At 72.3% G+C, this 19,977-nt stretch carries 13 protein-coding genes and 2 pseudogenes; 5 read left to right on the top strand and 10 right to left on the bottom strand.

Annotation, left to right across the window (positions count from 1 at the left end; genetic code table 11):
- Positions 1-83 precede the first annotated feature (83 nt).
- From ACFYT4_RS17430 to ACFYT4_RS17410, 5 genes and pseudogenes are all read right to left on the bottom strand, one after another.
- Positions 84-650, bottom strand: a pseudogene (locus tag ACFYT4_RS17430) (DUF6099 family protein); the annotation flags it as partial.
- A gap of 363 nt (positions 651-1,013) precedes the next feature.
- A complete protein-coding gene (locus ACFYT4_RS17425) occupies positions 1,014-1,364 on the bottom strand; it encodes a nucleotide pyrophosphohydrolase (protein WP_389269262.1) in 351 nt (116 codons plus the stop codon).
- Positions 1,361-2,506 (bottom strand): AAA family ATPase, encoded by a 1,146-nt coding sequence (locus ACFYT4_RS17420; RefSeq protein WP_389269260.1) that lies wholly within the window; start codon positions 2,504-2,506, stop codon positions 1,361-1,363. Before ACFYT4_RS17420 ends, ACFYT4_RS17425 begins: the two co-directional genes overlap by 4 nt.
- Positions 2,507-2,607: 101 nt before the next feature.
- Positions 2,608-3,024: a cell division protein SepF gene (locus ACFYT4_RS17415; RefSeq protein WP_389269258.1), complete on the bottom strand. Its 417-nt coding sequence runs from the start codon at positions 3,022-3,024 to the stop codon at positions 2,608-2,610.
- A 226-nt stretch (positions 3,025-3,250) separates the two neighbouring features.
- Entirely contained in the window at positions 3,251-6,976 is a 3,726-nt protein-coding gene (locus ACFYT4_RS17410; protein WP_389269256.1) for a BTAD domain-containing putative transcriptional regulator, read from the bottom strand.
- Positions 6,977-7,127: 151 nt separating this feature from the next.
- Between ACFYT4_RS17410 and ACFYT4_RS17405 the strand changes: the two genes are divergently transcribed.
- The 3 genes and pseudogenes from ACFYT4_RS17405 (at position 7,128) to ACFYT4_RS17395 (ending at position 10,399) form a co-directional block, all read left to right on the top strand.
- Positions 7,128-8,039 (top strand): ParB/RepB/Spo0J family partition protein, encoded by a 912-nt coding sequence (locus ACFYT4_RS17405; RefSeq protein ID WP_389269254.1) that lies wholly within the window; start codon positions 7,128-7,130, stop codon positions 8,037-8,039.
- A gap of 563 nt (positions 8,040-8,602) precedes the next feature.
- A pseudogene (locus tag ACFYT4_RS17400) lies at positions 8,603-9,169 on the top strand (MarR family winged helix-turn-helix transcriptional regulator); the annotation flags it as partial.
- Between the two features lie 498 nt (positions 9,170-9,667).
- Complete coding sequence (locus ACFYT4_RS17395) at positions 9,668-10,399, top strand: gamma-glutamyl-gamma-aminobutyrate hydrolase family protein (protein ID WP_389269252.1); 732 nt, start codon at positions 9,668-9,670, stop codon at positions 10,397-10,399.
- A gap of 164 nt (positions 10,400-10,563) precedes the next feature.
- Here the strand turns inward: ACFYT4_RS17395 and ACFYT4_RS17390 are convergent, their stop codons facing one another.
- The 4 genes from ACFYT4_RS17390 to ACFYT4_RS17375 form a co-directional block, all read right to left on the bottom strand.
- Entirely contained in the window at positions 10,564-11,409 is an 846-nt protein-coding gene (locus ACFYT4_RS17390) for a fumarylacetoacetate hydrolase family protein (protein ID WP_389269250.1), read from the bottom strand.
- A 5-nt stretch (positions 11,410-11,414) separates the two neighbouring features.
- Complete coding sequence (locus ACFYT4_RS17385) at positions 11,415-12,344, bottom strand: 3,4-dihydroxyphenylacetate 2,3-dioxygenase (protein WP_389269248.1); 930 nt, start codon at positions 12,342-12,344, stop codon at positions 11,415-11,417.
- Positions 12,337-13,806 carry an aldehyde dehydrogenase gene (locus tag ACFYT4_RS17380; RefSeq protein WP_389269246.1) on the bottom strand — a complete coding sequence of 490 codons (1,470 nt, stop codon included), beginning with the start codon at positions 13,804-13,806 and terminating at the stop codon, positions 12,337-12,339. The genes ACFYT4_RS17385 and ACFYT4_RS17380 overlap by 8 nt, the downstream gene beginning before the upstream one ends.
- Positions 13,807-13,956: 150 nt before the next feature.
- Positions 13,957-14,769, bottom strand: a complete 813-nt coding sequence (locus ACFYT4_RS17375) for an acetoacetate decarboxylase family protein (protein ID WP_389269244.1) — start codon at positions 14,767-14,769, stop codon at positions 13,957-13,959.
- A 251-nt stretch (positions 14,770-15,020) separates the two neighbouring features.
- Here ACFYT4_RS17375 and ACFYT4_RS17370 point away from each other — a divergent pair, with 251 nt between their 5' ends.
- Positions 15,021-16,769, top strand: a complete 1,749-nt coding sequence (locus ACFYT4_RS17370; protein ID WP_389269242.1) for a glutamine synthetase — start codon at positions 15,021-15,023, stop codon at positions 16,767-16,769.
- A 42-nt stretch (positions 16,770-16,811) separates the two neighbouring features.
- Positions 16,812-18,179, top strand: coding sequence for a pyridoxal phosphate-dependent decarboxylase family protein (locus ACFYT4_RS17365; RefSeq protein WP_389269240.1), 1,368 nt, complete (start codon positions 16,812-16,814; stop codon positions 18,177-18,179).
- A 274-nt stretch (positions 18,180-18,453) separates the two neighbouring features.
- Here ACFYT4_RS17365 and sepH read toward each other — a convergent pair whose 3' ends face one another.
- Positions 18,454-19,521 carry a septation protein SepH gene (gene sepH, locus ACFYT4_RS17360; RefSeq protein WP_389269238.1) on the bottom strand — a complete coding sequence of 356 codons (1,068 nt, stop codon included), beginning with the start codon at positions 19,519-19,521 and terminating at the stop codon, positions 18,454-18,456.
- Between the last annotated feature and the right edge of the window lie 456 nt (positions 19,522-19,977).

Below are 19,977 nucleotides of genomic sequence, written 5' to 3'. Positions count from 1 at the left end.
GCGCCGGTCTCACCCCGGGAGCGCGCACCGTCCCGAGGAGGGCCGCCGCCCGGCCCCCGGGCGGCGCTCCACCCGGCACTCTGCCCGGCGGCACCTCCGGGCGGGCCCGACCCGTCCCGCACCCGCCCGTCACCCGCCGGCCCCTCCCGGACGGGCCCCGCTCTCTCCCTGATGGTGCCCGGGCGTCTTCCCGCATCGCGCGCCGCCAGATCCTTCGCCGCGAGTCTGCGCAGCATCGCCCGCACCCGGTCGTTCGACTCGTCGGCCGCGTCCATCGCCTCGATGCACTGCCAGTACAGCCCCTCCTCGTCGGTCGCACACGCCACCCCGACGAGGGCGATCCCGACATCACCCAGCAGCGCTCCCAGCCGGGTCAGCGCCCCGCGCGGGTCCGCGACACCGGACAGCAGCGAGGCCCTGATCCCGCTGCCGCGCACGCCCGGGTGATCGAGCGACCCCAGGCCCTGGCCTCCGATCTCGCCGAGCCCCCGCGCGTCACCCCTCAGTTCCAACGGTCCATGCACAGCCAGCCATCCGCCGACCGCCTGTGCGAGGGCCTGGCCCTGCCATGCCTCCGCCACGACGTCCGGCACCGCGCGGCTCTGCGCCAAAGCGTGCCGGCTCATGTCAATGAGTCGTTCCGCGTCCATGTACGCGCCCCCGTTCGTACGACGTACTGCCCACTAGTTCATTACCCAGCGTGAAGCTCATTGAGCCCAAACACCAGGGGAATTCGGAAATCTATGGACAGCAAGCCGGTTGTGGATAAGTTGATGACTCCGGAGAGTGACAAAACCATGATCGATAGGACCGCCCGCCGGAACCACCGGATCGCAAGCCGGCACCGAACCGGCGAGAACCACGAACGAACCGCCGGCGAACCGACCGCAGACCGACGCGGACTGACCGCAGACCGATGGCGGACGGATCGCGGACGGATCGTGAATCCGCCCGCGCGCCGGAGGGTGCGCCCACCCCTCCGGGCGGTGAACTCCCCCCTCCGTAGCCGGATCTCACGGCGCCGGAAACCGGATCTCGTTCCGGTCGATCTTGGCGGAGAGCGCGGCCAGCGGGTCCACCCCGAGCACCTCGCAGAACTGCAGCAGATACGCCAGCACATCCGCCACCTCGTCCCGTACGCGGTGCGCCGACTCCTCCTCGTCCATCACCCGTGCCGACTGCTCCGGCGTCAGCCACTGGAAGATCTCGACCAGTTCGGCCGCCTCCACGCTCAGGGCGACCGCCAGATTCTTGGGGGTGTGGTACGGCCCCCAGCCCCGCGCCTCCGCGAACTCCGCCAGTCTGCGCTGGAGTCCGGCCACGTCCGGTCCGTCGCCTCGGGGACGACCGCTCTCATGTGTCACGGCACCAGGTCTACCACCGTCACCCCGTTCACCCCCCGCGCGAATGAAGCGTCGGAGACGGCACCCACCAGCCGTACATGCCCCCGGGCCGCCATCTCCGCGGCCAGTAGGACCAGTTCCCGCGCCTGCCCCGGGTCGAGGCACCGGTCGAAGCCGTCCGCGAGGACGGTCAGCGACTGATAGGCGGCGGGCACCTCCGTGGCCGGGTCCATCGCGAGCACCCCCGGCCCGGTGAGCAGGACCAGCGCGAGCCCCAGAAACCTCAACTCGCCCTCGCCGAGCCGCGCCAGGGGCGTCCCGCGCCCGCCGTCCCGGCCGAGCAGCCCCCGTAACGTCCCGTCGGCCAGTTCCTCGACGGTCAGTTCGGCGACCTCGCCGGAGCACCCGGTGCGCGCCGCGGCGGTCAGCCGGGCATGGCGTCTGGCGCACTGGTGCCGGGTGCGGTACAGCACCTCGGCGAGGTTGTCGCAACTGCCGTGCAGCCGGCCGTCGCCCGGGACCACCGGACGCCGCATCCCGCGCGGCTGGGGGTCGCAGGCGAAGACCGAACGGAGCCCCACGACGAGTTGCTCGGCCGCCGCGAGGACCAGCAGCTGGCCCTCCGTCCTGCCCGCCACGCGCAGCGGCAACAGCGCCGTGCCGAGCCGGTCGTCGGGCAGGGGCGCGCGGGTCACGGAGACCGATCCGGCCGTGAGCCAGGCGGCCTGGACCGAGGAGCGCCCCGGGTCGCGCAGCGCCGTCGTCAGCAGGGTGCGGCCGCCGCAGGTGAGCCGTTCGCCCACGATACGGAGGCCGGGTTCCGCCTGTACGGCGAGATCGAGGCGTACGGGACCGGCCGGGCCGTCGACCGTACAGCCGATCCTGAATCCCCGCCGCCCCTCGGCGTCCGCGCCCGCCCACTCCGGAACGCAGGCTTCCGGTTCGGGGAAGGCGTCCCGGAGCCCGTCGCCCGCGGCCAGCCGCGCCAGGGCCTCGTACGCCTGGAGCGCGCTCGACTTGCCACTGCCGCTGGTACCGGCGAACAGCGTCAGCGGAGTGAGGGGGAAGGCCGCGCCGCGGTGGTTCCGGAACGCGGAGAGCCGTAATTCGGTGACCGTGGGGCGGGTGCCGCGCACACCGCCCGCCGGAGAGTCCTTGTCCATGATCCGGACGGTACGCAGCACCGGCGCCGCCGAACCGTTCCGCCTCGGAGAGCTTCCTACGAACGGGCGACGGGATGGTGGGAAGCCCCGGTCGCGAAGCCTCAGTTACGGGGAACGGGGCGCTGGAAGGTGCCCGTCGCCGCGGCGATCCCCTCGACCTCCGTTCCGGCCGGCGCCAGGAGGAACACATTCCGGTCCACCCGGTGCATCCCGCTGCCGAGACCGAAGACGACACCGCTGCTGAAGTCCAGGATGCGCTTGGCCACATCGCCGTCCGCGCTCGTGAGATCGAGCAGCACCGGGATCTGGGCGATGAGGTACTCGGCGACCTCGCGCGCGTCGGCGAAGACCTGCACCCTCAGAACGACAAATCGGCGTTGTTCGGCGGCCGCGTAGTCCTGGGGGACGGTGCGGTGGTCGACCCTCGACGGCCACTCGTCGCGGCCGCGCAACGGGACGACCTGCGCCAGGCCCTCCCACTGCTCGTCGGTGACGTCGTACCTCTCGTACCTACTCATACGTCCATCCTGGCGCTCCTCACCCGTTCGGCCCAACAGCGACACGGGTGGGCCGCGCACGTATCGGCCACCGGGCTCTCGGTCCGGTTCCTTCCGCTACGGGCCCTCTGCCCGTTCTCCCGGCGCGCCCCGGAGCACGGCGCGACCGGCACCCGGCTCCGGTGGCCCGGTGGCAGGGGTCTTCCGCCGGCCGGGGAGAGCACGGCGAGATCCGTACGAAATACCCTCAGGGAAGCGACAACTCGACATATCCGTCAGCGGGATGCAGACCCTCCATCGGACGGCCGAACGGCGAGTGCAGCGGCCGGTATCCGGTGTCGGCGTAGATGTCCTCGGCCAGCCGCCCGGCACGCTCCGCCGCCTCCGGGTCGCCGCAGGCGGCCTGCGCCAGTGCGATGACGGCCTGCGACCTGCCCTCCTGGAGCCGTAGCTGGGACTCTTGAGCGAGCGTCAGCGCGTCGGCGGCGTAACACAGCCCCTCCAGCGGTCTGCGGCCCCTGACCGCGCAGACGCCGAGGCCGAGCAGGGCCATGATGCGGCCCTTGAGATGGCCGATCTCCTCGGCGGTCCGGCGGGCGATACGGAAGTGCTCGAAGGCCCGCTCGTACTGGCCGAGTTGGTAGCGGGCGTGTCCCATGGCGATCATGGCGTCCAGCCCGAGGTGCGGCCGGCCCGATCTCCGGCTGAGCCGGCACGCGCTCAGCGCGGCCCGCAGCGCGCCGTGGCCGTCGCCCGCCTCCGCGCCGATCATGGCGATGACGCTGTGCACCTGGGCCTCGCCCGCGAGATTGCCGATGGCCTCGAAGCCCCGGCGGGCGGTGGTGGCCAGGTCCTGTGCCTCGACCAGTTCTCCGAGGTCGAGGGAGATCGTGGCCAGGGTGCAGCTGACCTGGGAGATGCTGTCGGGCGCGGAGAGCTGGTGGGAGAGCGCGAGCGCGCGCCTGCACAGCCGTTCCGCTTCCCGGAGGCGGCCCATGCCGTGGAGTACCTCACCCAGTCCCAGCAGCGTCTGGGACGGTGTCCGGCGCAGCCTGCGGTCGAGCCTGATGGCCCGGTCGTAGTACTCGGCCGCCTCGCTCAGCAGTCCGAGGTCGGAGGAGACACCGCCCAGATTGGACAGGGCGACCGACTCGCAGGCACCCCAGCCCGCCCGCCGCGCCAGCTGGATGGCCTGCTGGAAGTGGCTCCGGCTCCGCTCCAGATCGCCCATGGTGAAGCTGACGAGCCCCAGACTCTGGTGGGCGGCGGCCTGGCCCCGGAAATCACCGGCGTGATGCGCGGCCCGCAGCGCGACGGAGGCCACGGTCGTCCAGTTGTCGGTGTTGTGGCGGAGCCAGTAGTAGCCGCGGAGGGTGTCCGCGAGTATCCAGACGGTCGGGTTCGGCTCGCCGCCGGTCCCGTTCTCCGGGCCCGGAGGGGAAACGGGTCCCGGACCGGAAGTCGTACACGATACGGGGGCACTACGGGCGCCGGAGGCGGCTCCGGCGCCGTCGGCACCGCCCTCCGGCCGCTGTCCTTCCGCGCGCGTCCCCGCCCGTTCCCCGGCCGGCTCCCCGGCCCGTTCCTCCGGTCGCGGCTCCGCCCCCGCCGGCTGCCCTGCCTGCTGCTGGGCCTCCGACTCGGTCACGATCAGCCGGACGAGATGGGTGTGCTCGGCGTCGAACCAGTCCGCGGCGACCTGCGGATCGTCGAACCTGGCGGGGCGCGCCTGCGCATCCACCGGCTCGACGTCCAGCCGCAGGATCTGCGGATACAGACAGCGGGCCGCGTCGTCCGCCGAGTCCGCGTACCAGCTCAGCAGCCGCCGTCGGGCGTCCCGGTGGGCGGGGGCGGGTTCCGCGGCGTCCGCCAGCAGCCGTGCGTACCACCAGATGAGGTCGTGGAGCCGCAGCCGGTCCTGGCCGACGCGCTCCACCAGGTGCTCGGCGAAGAGACGGTCGAGCACATGGACGGCGGAGGCGACCGAACGCCCCAGCAGCGCCGCGACGGCGGCCACTGTCGTCGCGGGCCCCGGCAGCAGGCCCAGCGTCCGGAAGGCGTCCCTCTCCTCCGGTTCGAGCCGCCGGTAGGACAGCTCGAAGGCTCTGCGTACGGCCGAGTCGGGGTCCCCCGCGACCGTCAGGCTCTCCAGCGGATTGCCGGACCGCAGCTCCCGGACGTGGTCGGCTATCCGGCTGTCGGGGTGGAGTGCGAGATTCGCCGCCGCGATCCGCAGCGAGAGGGGGCTGCGGCCGCAGATGGCGACGAGGTCGGCCAGCGCCTCGGGCTCGGCGAGGGACCGGCGCGCGCCGACCACGCTGCGGACCAGGTCCTCGGCGTCGCCGGAGGCCAGCGGGCGCAGCGGCAGCATGGACGCGCCGTGCGACACGATCAGCGAGCCGAGGCGGTTGCGGCTGGTCACCAGGGCGAGGCAGCCGGAGTCGTACGGCAGCAACTGGCGTACCTGGTCGGCCGATTCGGCGTTGTCGAGGACGATGAGGACCCGGCGGTCGGCCAGGGTGCGCTGGTACAGCTCCGCCATGTCGGCCGGGTCACGCGGGATGTCCTGGTACGGGACGCCGAGCGCGCGCAGCAGCCCGGACAGCGCTTCCCCGGGCTTCATCGGGGTCTCATGGCTGTGTCCGCGCAGGTCGAGGAAGAGCTGGCCGTCGCCGAAGGCGTCCTCGGAACCCCGGCACCACTGGAGCGCGAGCGCGGTCTTCCCGCTGCCCGCGGGTCCCACGATCATCAGGACGCCGGAGCCGCCGCGGGCCTCGGCGGCGAGCGCGGTGAGCTGTTCCAGTTCCTGTGCCCGGCCGATGAACGCACCGGTTCTGGACTGGCGCTGTACGGACTCGGCCTCGGGACGGCCCGGAACGGGGCCGGGCACGCCCTTCGGGGAAGCGCTTACCGAAAGGAGTGTGTCCCGCGCGCCGGAAGTCCCGCCCCCCTGCGCGCCGCGGTCCGTCGCCGTGCCGGTGCCCGCCCCCGCGCGGGCCGCGGGTGATGTGCGCCCGGGATCCGGCGGCTGCTCCGACTCGGGACGCGGATCAGGGCGGGGGCGCGTGGCCGAAACCGGCCGGTCCGATTCGGGCCATTCCGGCTCCGGCCACAGGTCGCGGTCGTGCCGCAGCCCGTGGACCGCGCCGGGCCTGCGCCCGGCCGGCGCCCGGCCTCGCTCGGTCCCCGGCACGACGGCGTCGTCCAGCAGCCGGGGATCGGCGTGCAGGATCATGTTCTGTACGCGCCGCAGGTCCGCGCCCGGGTCGAGGCCCAGGTCCTCCGCCAGGCGGGCACGGGTCTCGCTGTAGACCTCCAGCGCCTCTCCGCGGTGGTCGGCGCGGTAGAGAGCGATCATGCGGAGCATGGCGAGGCGTTCGTGGAGCGGGTGTTCCGCCGTGGCGCGGGCGAGCTCCTCCAGGACGAGTTCGCGCTGGCCGAGGGCGAGCCGCGCCTCGGCGCGCTGGGTGATGGCGGAGAGATACGACTCGTCGAATCCGGTTCCGAGGCGGCGGACCAGGCCGTCCGACGCGGTACCGGCCAGCACGGGACCGCCCCAGTCGGCAAGGGCGAGTTCCAGCACGCGCAGCCTCTCGGCATGGCTGTCCGTGCGTTCCGCCCGCTGGAGCGACGTACGGAATCTGTGCAGGTCGACGGCGCACGGATCGCCGTCGACCATGTATCCGTCACTGCCTTTGAGCAGGGCGAAGCCGTGCTGCTCGGCCCCCTCCTCCAGAAAGCGCCCGCGCAGCCGCGAGACATGCACCTGGAGGCTGCCGCGCGCACTCGTGGGCGGATGCCCCTCGTCCCAGAGCAGATCGATCAGCCGGTGAGCGGGAACCACCCGGCCGATGTCGAGGAGCAGCAGGCCGAGCAGCAAGCGCTCGCGACGACGCCCGATCCGTAGGGAACCCCCATGGGACAGCCACTCCAGGCCCCCCAGGACACGAAACCGCATTCCCCCACCGGTCATGCGGTGAATCCTCCGCAATCACCCGGCTCCATGGCAAGCGTCTGGCAAGTACTTGGCCAGCCCGTGGCCGGTGATTTCTGGGACTTTGCCAGCCTGCTCGGGCTCAACACGGGGGGCTCGGGCGGCAGGCAAGAGGAAGGTGTCCATCAGCATGTCCTCCGAGATGTCCAAGATCGACGACCGGATCGACCGCACTCGCTTTCACGCCGAAGCCGGCGCCCTGCAGCCGTCCGCGCTCCCGCTGGCCTGGATCGGCCAGAATCCGGACAACCCGCGCGAGGCGCTGAGAGACCTCCAGCCGCTGACCACCAGCATCCGAGAGATCGGCCTTGTCAACGCCATCACCGTCGCCTCCGTCGAAGCCTATGTACGGGAGCGGCCGGGGCGCGCGGTCGAGCTCGATCCGCAGGCGCGCTACATCGTTGTCGACGGTCACCGCCGTCTCGAAGCCGCCCGGCTCGCCGGTCTCACCCATGTCCGCGTGAGTGTGGACGACGCGCTGGTCTCCACCGACCGCTCACTGCTCGAAGCCGCGTTTGTCGCCAATGTCCATCGTGATGACATGAACCCCCTGGAACAGGCCCACGCGCTGAAGAAGCTCGTCGAGTTCTACGGCTCTCAGAACAAGGCGGCCAAGCGCCTCGGCATCGCCCAGTCGACGATCTCCTCCAAGCTCTCCGTACTGGAACTCGGTCCCGAGCTCCAGGCCGATCTGCTCGCGGGGCGCCGGAAGGTCGTCCATGTGCGCAATCTCTCCCGGCTCAGCCCGCAGCAGCAGAAGCAGCGGGCCGACGCGCGGGCCGCCGCCTCCGAGTCCAGGACCGGGGAGACCCGGGCCGCCGACTCCCGGCTCCGGCAGACCGTGCAGCAGTCGGCCGCGCTGTCGGCCGTTCCGCGGCAGCGGGCCGTGGTGACGATGCCGTGGACCGACGGCGTCGCCTGCGCCGAGATCGCGATCTCGCGGATGCGGCCCGCCGAGCGGGCGCGGATGCTGCGCCGATTGTGGCAGGAGGCGGAGAAGGAGGCGCGTGCGGCACGGCTGGTGACACCTCGCCGGGCCTGAGCGCCGCATCGGCACCGGCCCGCGTCCGGTCCCGCCCTCATCCGTACCCGGTCGCGCGTGCCTCATCCGTACTGGGTGGCGCCGCGCTCACCTGCGTCGGCACCGACTCGCGTCCGTACCCGCCCCGTGCGGTACGGCACGTTCCGCCTGCCGCACCCAGCCGGTTCCGGCGCCTGCGGTCCTCACTCGGTCCGGCAGGCTCCGGTGACCACCCGGTCCCGGCCCATTCGGACTCCCCCCGTCCGGATGGGCCGGGTTCGGCTCGCACCGGGCCCGAACGCTCTGGACTCCACCGGATCGGGGGCACTTCCACGCCCCGCCCGGCCGCGGGACCCGTGCCGGCCCTCGCCGCAACCGGCCGGAGACGCCCATCCGTCCACGCCTCCACCCGACGGAATCCGCACTCCACCGAGGCGGCATTCACCCGCCCCGGCGAATCCGGCCCGCACCGGCGGGACCGGCCCCTCCTCCGGCCCACCGGCCGCCCTCCGGCCGCCACCAACGGGAGACACCTATGATTTGAACCCGAACGATATGGTCGGTCTTCAGTCAGAGGAGGGTTCGTGCCTGCTCAGCGACCCATTGCCGAGACGGAGCGAATGATCCGGGCAAAACTGGGAGACACCCCGATCAGGCACGACCAGATGGCCATGGTGGGCAACATCCACCGCGCGGCGGCGGCCGTGCGCCAGCACGTGGAGAACTCCGTACTGCGCGGCTCCGATCTGACCTGGACCGGTTTCGTGGTGCTGTGGGTCGTCTGGATCTGGGGCGAGATGGAGACGCGTCTGGTTGCCGAGGAGGCGGGCATCTCCAAGGGCACGCTGACGGGTGTCGCCCGCACGCTGGAGTCCCGTGGCCTGGTCAGCCGTACGGAGCACCCCTCCGACGGGCGCCGGGTACTGCTGGCGCTCACCGACGAGGGCGAAGCGCTGATGGGGAGGCTGTTCCCGGAGTTCAACGCGGAGGAGGACTTCGTCGCCGGACGGCTCACCGACGAGGAGTGCCGCCGGACGGCGGACGCGCTGCGGCAGGTGGTCGTACAGATCGAGACACACGGCGAGGAGCGCCGCGCGGATCTGCTGGGTGGCGAGCCCCCGGTCCCCCGCCGCAGCGGGCGGCGCGCCCGGGACACCGGGAAGCGTGCCCGGGAGGAGCCGTCCGAACGGCGACGGCCGTCGGGCAGGAAGAACTCGGGTCCGGCAGCGTCCGGGCAGGGCCCGGCGACCTGATCCCCGGGGGCGCGTCATAGCCTCGGCGCTCCGGTGCGCCCGGGTCGGATCCGTGCCCGTGTTCGTGTTCGTGCCAGCGTTCGTGCCCGTGTTGGTGTGGGTGCCGCGTCCGGGTTCGCGTTCGTGCCTTTTTGCCCGGGTTTTGCACCCAGGTCCGGGTGCGTGTCCGGGTCCGCGGCCCTCTTCGCGACGACCCGGCCACCGCAGACCGTGCGGAACCCTTGCCCATCGATCGAGTCACACCATACGATTCCCGTTTATCGTTTGACCTCAAATCATATCCGGGGTGACTGACCATCCCCCGAGGACCCACCGCGCCACACCCACAAGGTTCCCGCGCCCTGGAGCAGCACTCCGTCCCGAACACCATGTGACCGAACACGACTTGGATCCTCTGTGACCCTTCCGAGACCCCTCATCGCGATACCCGCCCGCTTCTCCGCCGCGGCCTCCGCCCTGCGGTACGCGGCCGAGGTCAGCGCCCGCGCGCTCGTCGAGGCGGTGTGGCGGGCGGGCGGCGAGCCCGTCACCATCCACCCGTACGCCCCCGGGGGGTTCGCGTACGCGGCCGACGTCGCCGCCCGGCTGAGCCGGTTCGACGGAGTCCTGCTGCCGGGCGGCGGAGACATCTCCCCGCACCGTTACGCCGCCGACGACGACCGGCACGAGCGGCTGTACGACATGAACGACGAGCAGGACGGCTTCGACTTCGAGGTCACCCGCCAGGCCCTGCGCTCGGGGATCCCCCTGCTCGCCGTCTGCCGGGGGCTCCAGGTCCTCAACACCGTGCTCGGCGGGTCGCTCTGCCAGGACATGGGCGGTCCCGGGGCGGAGCACCGCCAGATGATCCACCCGGTGACCCTGCGGCCCGGCTCCCGGATCTCCCGGATCGTCGGCGGCGAGAAGGCGGAGGCGTCCTGCTACCACCACCAGCGGATCGACCGGCTCGGCGACGGGCTGCGCATCACCGCCCGGGCCGCCGACGGCACCCCCGAGGCCCTGGAACTCGTCGGCGCGAAGGGCTGGCTGACGGCCGTCCAGTGGCACCCCGAGGACACCGCGCACAACGATCCCGCGCAGCAGCGGATCTTCGACGCGCTGATAGGAGCGGCGACGGGCTCACGATGACGGACCCCCGCCGCGGGCTACGGGCTACGGGCTACGGGAACACGCTCGCGCCGACCGACCGGCCGGCGGCGACGACCGGCCTGAGGCAACGGGTTCCCTGCGGCCGCCCCCGGAGCGGCCCCGCGGTCACCGCCGACCGGCCCGCCCCGGCCTCGGCCCCGCCCCTACCGTCTCGGCGGGCGTATCCCCCGGAACTCCCAGTCCCCGCCGAGCGCCGTCGAGAGCACCTCCTCCGACGCGGTGGGCTGTGCGCCGACATCCGTACGGATGCCCGCCAGGCCGGCGACGACGTGGTTTCTGAGCCTGCCGAGTCCCTCCGCCTCCACCTCCACCACGTCCCCGGGCCGTACGGGCCGTGAACCGGCGGGTGTACCGGAGAGCAGGACATCACCGGGTACGAGGGTGATCGTGCGGGCGATGTCGGCGACGAGATAGTGCATGTCCCACTGCATCTCGTCGGTCGAACCGTCCTGGACCACCTCGCCGTTGACCAGCGTACGCAGCCGCTTGCCCCGGAAGTCCCAGCCCGTGACCAGTCCGGGGCCGAGCGGGCAGAGGGTGTCGGATCCCTTGACGCGCAGCATGGAGCCGGCGTCCGTGTCGCGGAAGTCGTGCAGGCCGTAGTCGTTGGCGAGGGTGTAGCCGCCGATGTACTCACCCGCTTCCTCCGGTGCGATGTTGCGGCAGGTGCGGCCGATGACAACGGCGATCTCACCCTCGTAGTTGAGCCAGTGACAGCCCTCGGGCCGGACGATCGCGCCACCGTGCGCGTTGAGCGACGAGACGGGTTTGTGGAAGTAGGTGGGGGTGTCCGGCAGCCCGATCCGGAACTCGTCCACACGGCTGCGGTGGTTGAGATGGACCGCGATGATCTTGGAAGGGAGAACGGGCGGCAGATGGGTGGCCCCTTCGGCCGGAACACGGCGGCCGTCGCGGGCGACCAGTTCGCCGCCCTCCCGGACGGTCTCGACGACGGCGCCGTCGAGAAGGACACGGCGGTACTCGGTCATGGCGGTCAGCCCTCCTGATTCCGGGAAGCGGCCCGGGTGCCGGTCGCGGCCCCGGTCCAGCCGGTGGCCGGGCGGTCGAACCACAGATGCGCCTGGCCGGTGCCGATGGCGTTCTCGTACTCCCCGTACTGGCGGCCCTTGGCCGTACAGCGCTCCTCGCCGAGCGCGCCGGCCAGCATCAGATAGTGGGAGAACCCGGCTTCGGGCCTGAACCGGGCGAACTCCGGCACGGTCCGCAGGACTTCGCCGTGACGCCCCTCGGTGAACCAGGCGATGCGCTCGTGGTCGGCGTCGGCGGCCTCGGCGGTGAAGACGTGGGAGGGGTCCCCGGACTCGTGGTCGCGCAGCTCGCGCAGCGGCCAGAAGGTGTGGGAGAGCGCGCCGGACGCGATCAGCAGCACCCGTCGGCCGGGGGTCGCCGCGATCCCGTCGGCGAGCGCGCGGCCGAGGCGAAGATGGTCCTCCGGGTCACCGGTCTGGCAGACACCGATGCTGACCCAGCGCCGGTCGGGCAGACCCTCGCCGAGGAACTTCCACAGGTTGAGCGTGGCGTAGTGGATCGGCAGATACGGGTCGTCGATCGCGGTGATCCAGGTGCCGTGCTTCCCGGCGAACCGGGCGACGTTGCGGGCGAGCTCGGGATCGCCGGGGAAATCGTACGGCATGCGCCGCATCCCGCGCGGGAGTTCCTCGGAGGTGAACAGCCCGGCACGGCGGCCGTGGGCGGTGACGACGAACTCGACCGTGGTGGCCCAGTGCGAGTCCAGGACGACGACCGTGTCGTAGTCGGACCGTTCGAAGACGTCCCGGCGCAGTTCCCGCAGACCGGTGACGAGGGTGATCTCACGGCCGCCGTTGAGCGCGCGCCGGTCGGCCTCCGGGAGCACGATGGTCGGGACGTGCGAGAGCAGTCCCGCGCCGGTGATCTCACCCATGGTCCCGCCATCCCCCGGGCGCCGTCACGGTGTTCTTGACGTCGCAGTAGAAGTCGAAGCTCCAGGTGCCGCCCTCGCGGCCGACGCCGGAGAGGCGGGAGCCGCCGAACGGCGCCCGGAGGTCCCGTACGAAGAAGCAGTTGACCCACACCGTGCCCGCCACCAGCTGTGCGGTGACCCGGTCGGCGCGCTCACGGTCCCCGGTGACGACGGTGGCGGCGAGCCCGAAGCGGGTGTCGTTGGCGAGGGCGACCGCCTCCTCCTGCGTACGGAAGGTCTGAAGCGTCAGTACGGGCCCGAAGACCTCCTCCTGCACGATCTCGCTGTCCTGGGCGACATCGGTGAGCAGGGTGGGGCGGTAGTACAGACCGCCCAGAGCGGTGTGGGGCCCGCCGCCGATCACCGCCCGTGCCCCGGACGCGAGGGCCCGCCGGACGAATCCGTCGATCCTCGCGAGCTGGCGGGCATGGACGACCGGGCCGATGTCGGTGGACTCTTCGCGCGGATCGCCCTGTACGAGGGAGGCCGCCCGCTCGGTGAACCGGCGTGTGAACTCCTGCGCGATCCGTTCGTCCACGAGGAGGCGGGTCGCCGCGAGGCAGACCTGTCCGGCGTTGTCGTACTGCTCGACCGCCAGGTCCACGGCGAGATCGAGGTCCGCGTCGGCGAAGACCAGCAGGGGGGACTTTCCGCCCAGTTCAAGGCTGGTGGGGGTGAGATGGGCCGCGGCCGCGGCGGTGATCGTACGGGCCGTGGCGACCGAGCCGGTGAAGCTGATCCGGCGCACATCCGGATGCCCGGCCAGCGCGGCACCCGCCTCGGAGCCGTACCCCTGGACGACGTTCAGGACGCCGGGAGGCAGTCCGGCCCCGGCCGCGACGTCCGCGAGCAGCGACGCGGTCAGCGGGGACCATTCGGCGGGCTTGAGCACCACGGTGTTGCCGGCGGCGAGCGCGGGGGCGATCTTCCAGGTGGCGAGCATCAGGGGTGCGTTCCAGGGCGTGATCAGCGCACAGGGGCCGGCGGGGTCCCAGGACACGTGGTTGGTGTGACCCCGCGTGGTGAAGTCCTCCTGGCCGAGGGAGAGCAGCCGGTCCGCGAAGAAGCGGAAGTTGTGGGCGACCCGGGGCATCACACCCCGGCGGTGGGAGCGCAGGAGCGCGCCGTTGTCGTGTGTCTCGACGAGAGCGAGGTCTTCCAGGCGCTTGTCGACGCCGTCGGCGATCGCCCGCAGGACCCGGGCGCGCTCGGCTCTCGCGGTCGCGGCCCAGCCCGGGAACGCGGCCGTCGCCGCGGCCACGGCCGCGTCGGCCTCGGCGGCGGTGCCGCGCGCGATCTCGCCGAGCGGGCGGCCGTCGACGGGTGAGACATCGGCGAAGGTCCGGGCGGAGGCGATCCGTTGCCCGTCGATGTAGTGGCGGGTGTCGACGGGCACACCCGCCACGGTGGTCCTGGGGGTCATGGTGCGGCGCTCCTCGGTGAAGTCATGTGCCGGGGGGTGAAGTCATGTGCCGGGCGGGCCCGGCGGTGGCCACGATCCGGTCCGTCCGGCGACTGCGGACCGGGGATTCGGGGGCAGGGGCCCGCGAGGGCCCGCGCCCACCGCCCCGGATCACCGCGCCGCACGCGTCGCCCCCGACCGCTCCAGCACACGTCCGCCGTCCCAGACCACACCCACCTGCCGGAAGTACGCGGCTATCGGCTCATGGATCTCCAGCCGGGCCAGCTCCTCCGTCGGCGATGCGAACAGCTCCAGCTCCGCGTCACCGCGCCATGCCTGCCCCGCCTCGAACTGTGCCGCGCCCGACTCGACGAGCTCGTCGAGGGCCGGGCCCCGGCCCTTCTCGATGGACGGGAGCCGACGGTGGTGGGCCATGGGGTGACCGTTGACGAAGCCGCCGGTCGCGGAGGGCTCCCGCAGGGTGACAACGGCCTGCGCCAGCCGCCGGTCCGCCGCAGCGAGCGTCGCGCCGAAGCGCGCGCCGGGCTCGATCCGCGGGGCGGGGCCGTACGGATGGGGCCGGGTCTGGTGGATGGAGCCGAGCTTCTTCGGGTAACCCTGGTGCAGCCCGCGGGCGATCGCGAAGTCCTTGTCGACCCAGATGTAGACACAACGGGAGTACGTCCGGCCCCGGAAGCCGCAGCGAACCACCACGAACGCCTCCTTGTACTGGGCACGCACCGGGTCGAGCAGCTCCGCGCGCGAGTCGGAGCAGGACTGCCAGTCCGCCCAGATGAGAGCGACCGCTCCGGGGTCTTCCCCGGCCGGCTCCAGCGGCTCGGGCAGCAGTTCCCGCACCCTCGCCGGGTCGGTGCGGTACTCGATCGTGAGGAGGTCCCCGGAGTAGCGCCACGGCGGTGCGGGGATCAGCGACGAGTCGCCCGTCGCCGTCCTGGGGTGGAAGTAACCATAGGTCGGGGGCACGGCGCCTCCTTATTCGTTTGGATCCAAATCAACATGGCCGGACACCTGTCGTCAACCCCGGGAACAGCGCCCGCGAACAGAGCGCGCACAAGGCTTGCCCGTCCGGGGAAACACGCCATACGTTTGACCCCAAACAGACCTCTGAAGCACTGTCAGCAACATCCGGACAGCCGGACAGCCCCGCCGAACCGACCCGGACCGGCCGCTGGACGGACCATGGGCCGCCCGGACGAGCCGGAATGGAGCACGCCGTGTCCGACCGCCACTTCCCCGCACCGCCCTCCGGCCCGGGCGGCCCCCCTGCCCCGGGCACTCCCACCTCTGCGGCCCCCGATCTCCCCGGGACCCCCGCCCCGTCCGGGAACACGACGACCGACCACGACCGCCCCGCCCCGGGCGAACCCATCCCGGAGCAACCCGCCACCCCCGCCCCGAGCGACCGCGCCCCGGAGCAACCCGCTACCCCGACCCCGGGCGAACCCACCCCGGACAAACCGGCCACCCCGGGGGACCGCGCGCCAGGAGACCGCGCCCCGGACGGCCCCGGCTGCCCTGGCGACCCCGCCCCCGACGGGCACACCCCGGGTGGCCCGGGCCGCCCGGGCTCCCCCGCCCCGGATCACCGCGCGAACGGCCGGGCCCAGGGCGCCCCCGCTCCGGGCAACCGCGCCCCGGACGGGCTCGCCGCCCTCGCCGACCAGCTCACCGCCCGGGGCGTCGACCTCGTCCGTGTGCTGTGGAGCGATCTGCACGGAGTGGCCCGCGGCAAGGACGTCCACATCGGCGAGCTGACCCGGTTCGCCGGGCCGGGGCTCTCCTTCTGCCAGGCCGTCCTGGTCACCGGCCTCGCGGGCAACCCCCTGGAGGTGTCCGAGAGTTCGGGCGGCGGCTGGCCCGACGCCCGCGCCCGGATCGACCCGGGCACCCTCGCCGTCCCCGGCTACGCACCCGGAACCGCGTACGTCCTGGCCGACCTCCTCGACTCCACCGACGCGCACGCACCGCTGGAGCTGGACCCGCGCGGTCTGCTGCGCCGCCAGGTCGAGCGGCTGACCCGCCGGGGCCTGCACCCCGTCGCCGCGCCCGAGCTGGAGTTCTATCTACTGGCTCCGGAGCCGGCCGCACCCCTGGGCTGGCGCGGCTACTCCGACCACGACACCGCCGGCTACACCGTCGGCGCGGCCCACGACCCCGGTCTGCTGCTGCCCCTGCTGATCCGGGAGTGCCATGCGCTCGGGCTCGGAGTGCTGACCGGGAACCAGGAGTTCAGCGGCGGGCAGTTCGAGATCAACCACACCCACGGTCCCGCCCTGGACGCCGCCGACCGGGCCTTCCTCTTCAAGCACGCCGTGAAGGAGATCGCGGTGGGGCACGGACTGCGGGCCACCTTCATGGGCAAGCCGTTCACCGGCAAGGCGGGCAGCGGACAGCACGTCCATCTGTCGCTGGTGGACGCGGACGGCGGGAATCTCTTCGCGGCCCCCGACGCCGACGACGGATTCAGCGGCATCGGGCGGTCCTTCCTGGCGGGCGTCCTGGAACACGCGCCCGCGCTCACCGCCGTCCTCAACCCCACCGTCAACGCCTACAAGCGGCTGGCCTCGGCGGACTCCCTCGCACCCACCACGGCCGACTGGGGCCACGACAACCGGACCGCCTACGTCCGTATACCTCCGGAGCGGGGCTCCGGGACCCGGATCGAGGTCCGCGTCGCCGACGGCGCCGCCAATCCGTATCTCGTCGTCGCCGCCCTCCTGGCGGCCGGTCTGGACGGAATCGAACGCGATCTCATCCCTCCCCCTTCCATGGATCCCCACAGCACGGTGCTCCCCGCCACCTTCCGTGACGCCCTCACCGCCCTCGACCAGGACAAAGCACTCGCCGACGCGCTCGGCTCCCGGTTCACCGAGGTCTTCGCCGCCCTGAAGCGCGAGGAGCTCTCACGCTTCGAACGCGCGGTCACCGACTGGGAGTTCCACGAGTACGCCCGCATGCTCTGACCCTCTCCCCAAACCACACCTTCGAGGGAAGATCGGACGATCATGGACCTTCAGCACTGGCTCCGCGAAGCCGCCCGCTCCCAGCAGCGGTGGGCGGCGGACTTCGGCCCGTACGGAACGCATCCGTCGCTCGCCGTGGACGACACGAGATTCGCGGAGGTCTTCGGCGAGTTCACCGAGCGGCTCAAGGACAACTATCCGTTCTTCCACCCCCGTTACGCGGGCCAGATGCTCAAACCCCCGCATCCGGCCGCCGTGGTCGGTTACACCACGGCGATGCTGATCAACCCCAACAACCACGCCCTGGACGGCGGTCCGGCGACGGCGGAGATGGAGAAGGAGGTCGTCCGGCAGCTGGCGGCCATGTTCGGCTTCACCACCCATCTGGGGCATCTCACCACCAGCGGCACCGTCGCCAATCTCGAAGCCCTCTTCGTCGCCCGTGAACTGCACCCCGGCCAGGGCGTCGCGTACAGCACCGAGGCCCACTACACCCATGGCCGGATGTGCTCGGTTCTCGGCGTCGAGGGCCATGCCGTGCCGGTGGACGACCGGGGCCGGATGGATCTCGACGCCCTGGAGGAGCTGCTGCGCACGGGCCGGGTGGGTACCGTCGTCCTCACCGCCGGCACCACGGGCCTCGGCGCGATCGACCCCGTACACCGGGCGCTGCCCCTGCGGGAGAAGTACGGCGTACGGATCCATGTGGACGCGGCCTACGGCGGGTTCTTCACCCTGCTGGCCGGCGCGGACGGCCCGGCCGGGCTGCCGGACGCGCCCTGGCGGGCCGTCGCACAGTGCGACTCGGTGGTGGTCGATCCCCACAAGCACGGGCTCCAGCCGTACGGCTGCGGTGCGGTGGTCTTCGCCGACCCGGAGGTGGGCCGCTTCTATCTCCACGACTCCCCCTACACGTACTTCACGTCGACGGAACTCCACCTCGGCGAGATCAGCCTGGAGTGCTCCCGCGCCGGTGCGTCGGCCGCCGCTCTCTGGCTCACGTTCCAGTTGCTGCCGCCCACCCGGGACGGCCTCGGCCAGGTCCTCGCCGCGGGCCGCCGGGCGGCGCTGCGCTGGGCGGAGCTGATCGACGCCTCGGAGGTGCTGGAGGTCTACCAGCCCCCCGAGCTCGACATCGTCTCCTTCTTCCCCCGCGTGGAGCCGGCCGCGCTCTCCACGGTCGACGCGGCGTCGGAACGGATGCTGCGGCAGGGCATGTCGCAGGACGACCCGGTCTTCCTCTCCACCCTCCGCGCCTCGGCGGAGGCCTTCGCCGCCCGCCACCCGAAGGTCGCGGCGGACGCGGACGGCGGACGCGTCCTGCGCAGTGTGCTGATGAAGCCGGAGTCGGAGCACCATGTGGAGTGGCTGCACGACCGGGTGGAGCGGCTCGCGGCCGGACCGGCGTAGACGGGCACGGGCAGACGTACGGGAAACCGGTTCCGGATTCTCGTCTCCGGCGAGGTGCCCGCACGAAGCGGAATCCCGCCCCGGGTGACCGTTCGGGCGCATGGGACGGTGAGCAGACCGCCTCCGCCCGCGGGTAGAACCGCCCCCGCCCGCGGGTAGGGCGGGTGCCGGGGCGCGACGCGGGCGCCCGAAAGCGACACAACGGGCCGATCCCGCCCGGGACGGAGCGGACTCCCCGCCTCCGGGGCGGGGAGCCCTCCGTTCGGTCCTGCGTTCAGTCCTGCTTCTTGCGCCGGGTCCCGAAGACGATCTCGTCCCAGCTCGGGACCGCCGCCCGACGGCCCGGACGGACGCCGTCCGCCTCCGCCTGGCGGTCCGTCGTACCGGTGAGGCGGTCGCGGTGGCCCGCCACCGACCTCGGCATCAGGACATCCGCGTACGCCGAGCCCGCACCCGCGGAGGCCGCTGGGGCGACCGGTTCCTCCGCCTCGGGCTCCTGGACCGGTTCCGGCACCGGCTCGGGCGGAGCCGGTCGCTCCGGTACCACCATGTCGCCGCGGAAGCTCGGAACGGCCTCCAGGAGACTCGTCAGGGAGTCGCGCTCCCCGCCGGGACCGGGATCGTCAGCGCCGCCCGAGGGGGCACTCGCGCCACCGCCGGGCGCCGGACGGTCCGACGGCCGGTCGAGAGCGCGGTCCAGCGGCCGGTCCCTGGGCAGACGCGCGATCCTCGGCACAAAGGGAACACTCGGCTCCTGCGCCTCGATCGTGTCGTCCGTCTCGCCGATGAGCGCGCGCGCCTCGTCGTCGACGGCCTTGACCAGCCTGCGCGGCGGATCGTAGGTCCAGCTCGCCGCGTGCGGTTCACCGGCGACCCGGTAGACCAGCAGGACTTCCCAGGTGCCGTCGTCCCGGCGCCAGGAGTCCCACTGCGCGGTGTCCTTCTCGGCGCCGCGCAGCGTCAGCCGCTCGTGCACCGCCTCACCCAGCTGCGGTCCGGTGTTCTCACCGGGACGTCGTACAGGGGTCTTCCGGGCGCGCTCCGCCATGAACGCACGCTCCGCGAGCACCGGCCCCTCGAAGCGGCGCACCCGCTCGACCGGGATTCCGGCGAGCTGGGCGACCTCTTCGGCGGATGCCCCCGCACGTATGCGGGCCTGGATGTCCCGGGGCCTGAGGTGGCTCTCCACCTCGATCTCGATCTGGCCGAGGCGGGCGCGGTCGTTGCGTACGGCCGCACGCAGCCGTTCATCAATCGGAAGGGTGTACTCCGTGCTGTCCGCAGCCTTGAGCACCAATCGTGTGCCGTCGTTGGAGACGGCCACGACACGCAGTTCGGGCATGGGGACCTCCCGGGTGGTGCCTGCCGACGTCACCTGTGCGTCGCTGCTTCCGCTAGTCGAGTGTGGCCTGCCCGGGTGCAGCCTGCCACAACCTTGCCGAGTTGCCCGGCGTGTCGGGCACAGGCCCTTGATCGCCGTTATGGCACGGTTACCTGTTAGCCACCCAGCGTGACCACCCGGTCACTCTGCGTGCAGATACCCGTGCGGTATCACGGCGCCGCCGGATCGAGCGCCGCTTCGGGCCCCCATCCCAAGGCCCGGACACCCGCGAGGGAGCCCAGGCCCAGGGCTCGCCACAGTACTCCATTCGGGCCATCGGGGTGGACTGCCGCGCCACCCAACTTCTCCGCACGCACAGCAGTTCGCCGCCGGGGCAGGGGTTACGGGTGTTCTGATTCACAGAATCTTCCCAAAGGGAACTATTCAGTTCGCTCATTTGTCCCTCATGGGTGCAAG

This window comes from Streptomyces sp. NPDC004609, assembly GCF_042873655.1.
Lineage (GTDB): Bacteria > Actinomycetota > Actinomycetes > Streptomycetales > Streptomycetaceae > Streptomyces.
The sequence above is the reverse complement of the archived record's forward strand: the minus strand, read 5'-3'. Positions and strand labels throughout refer to the sequence as shown.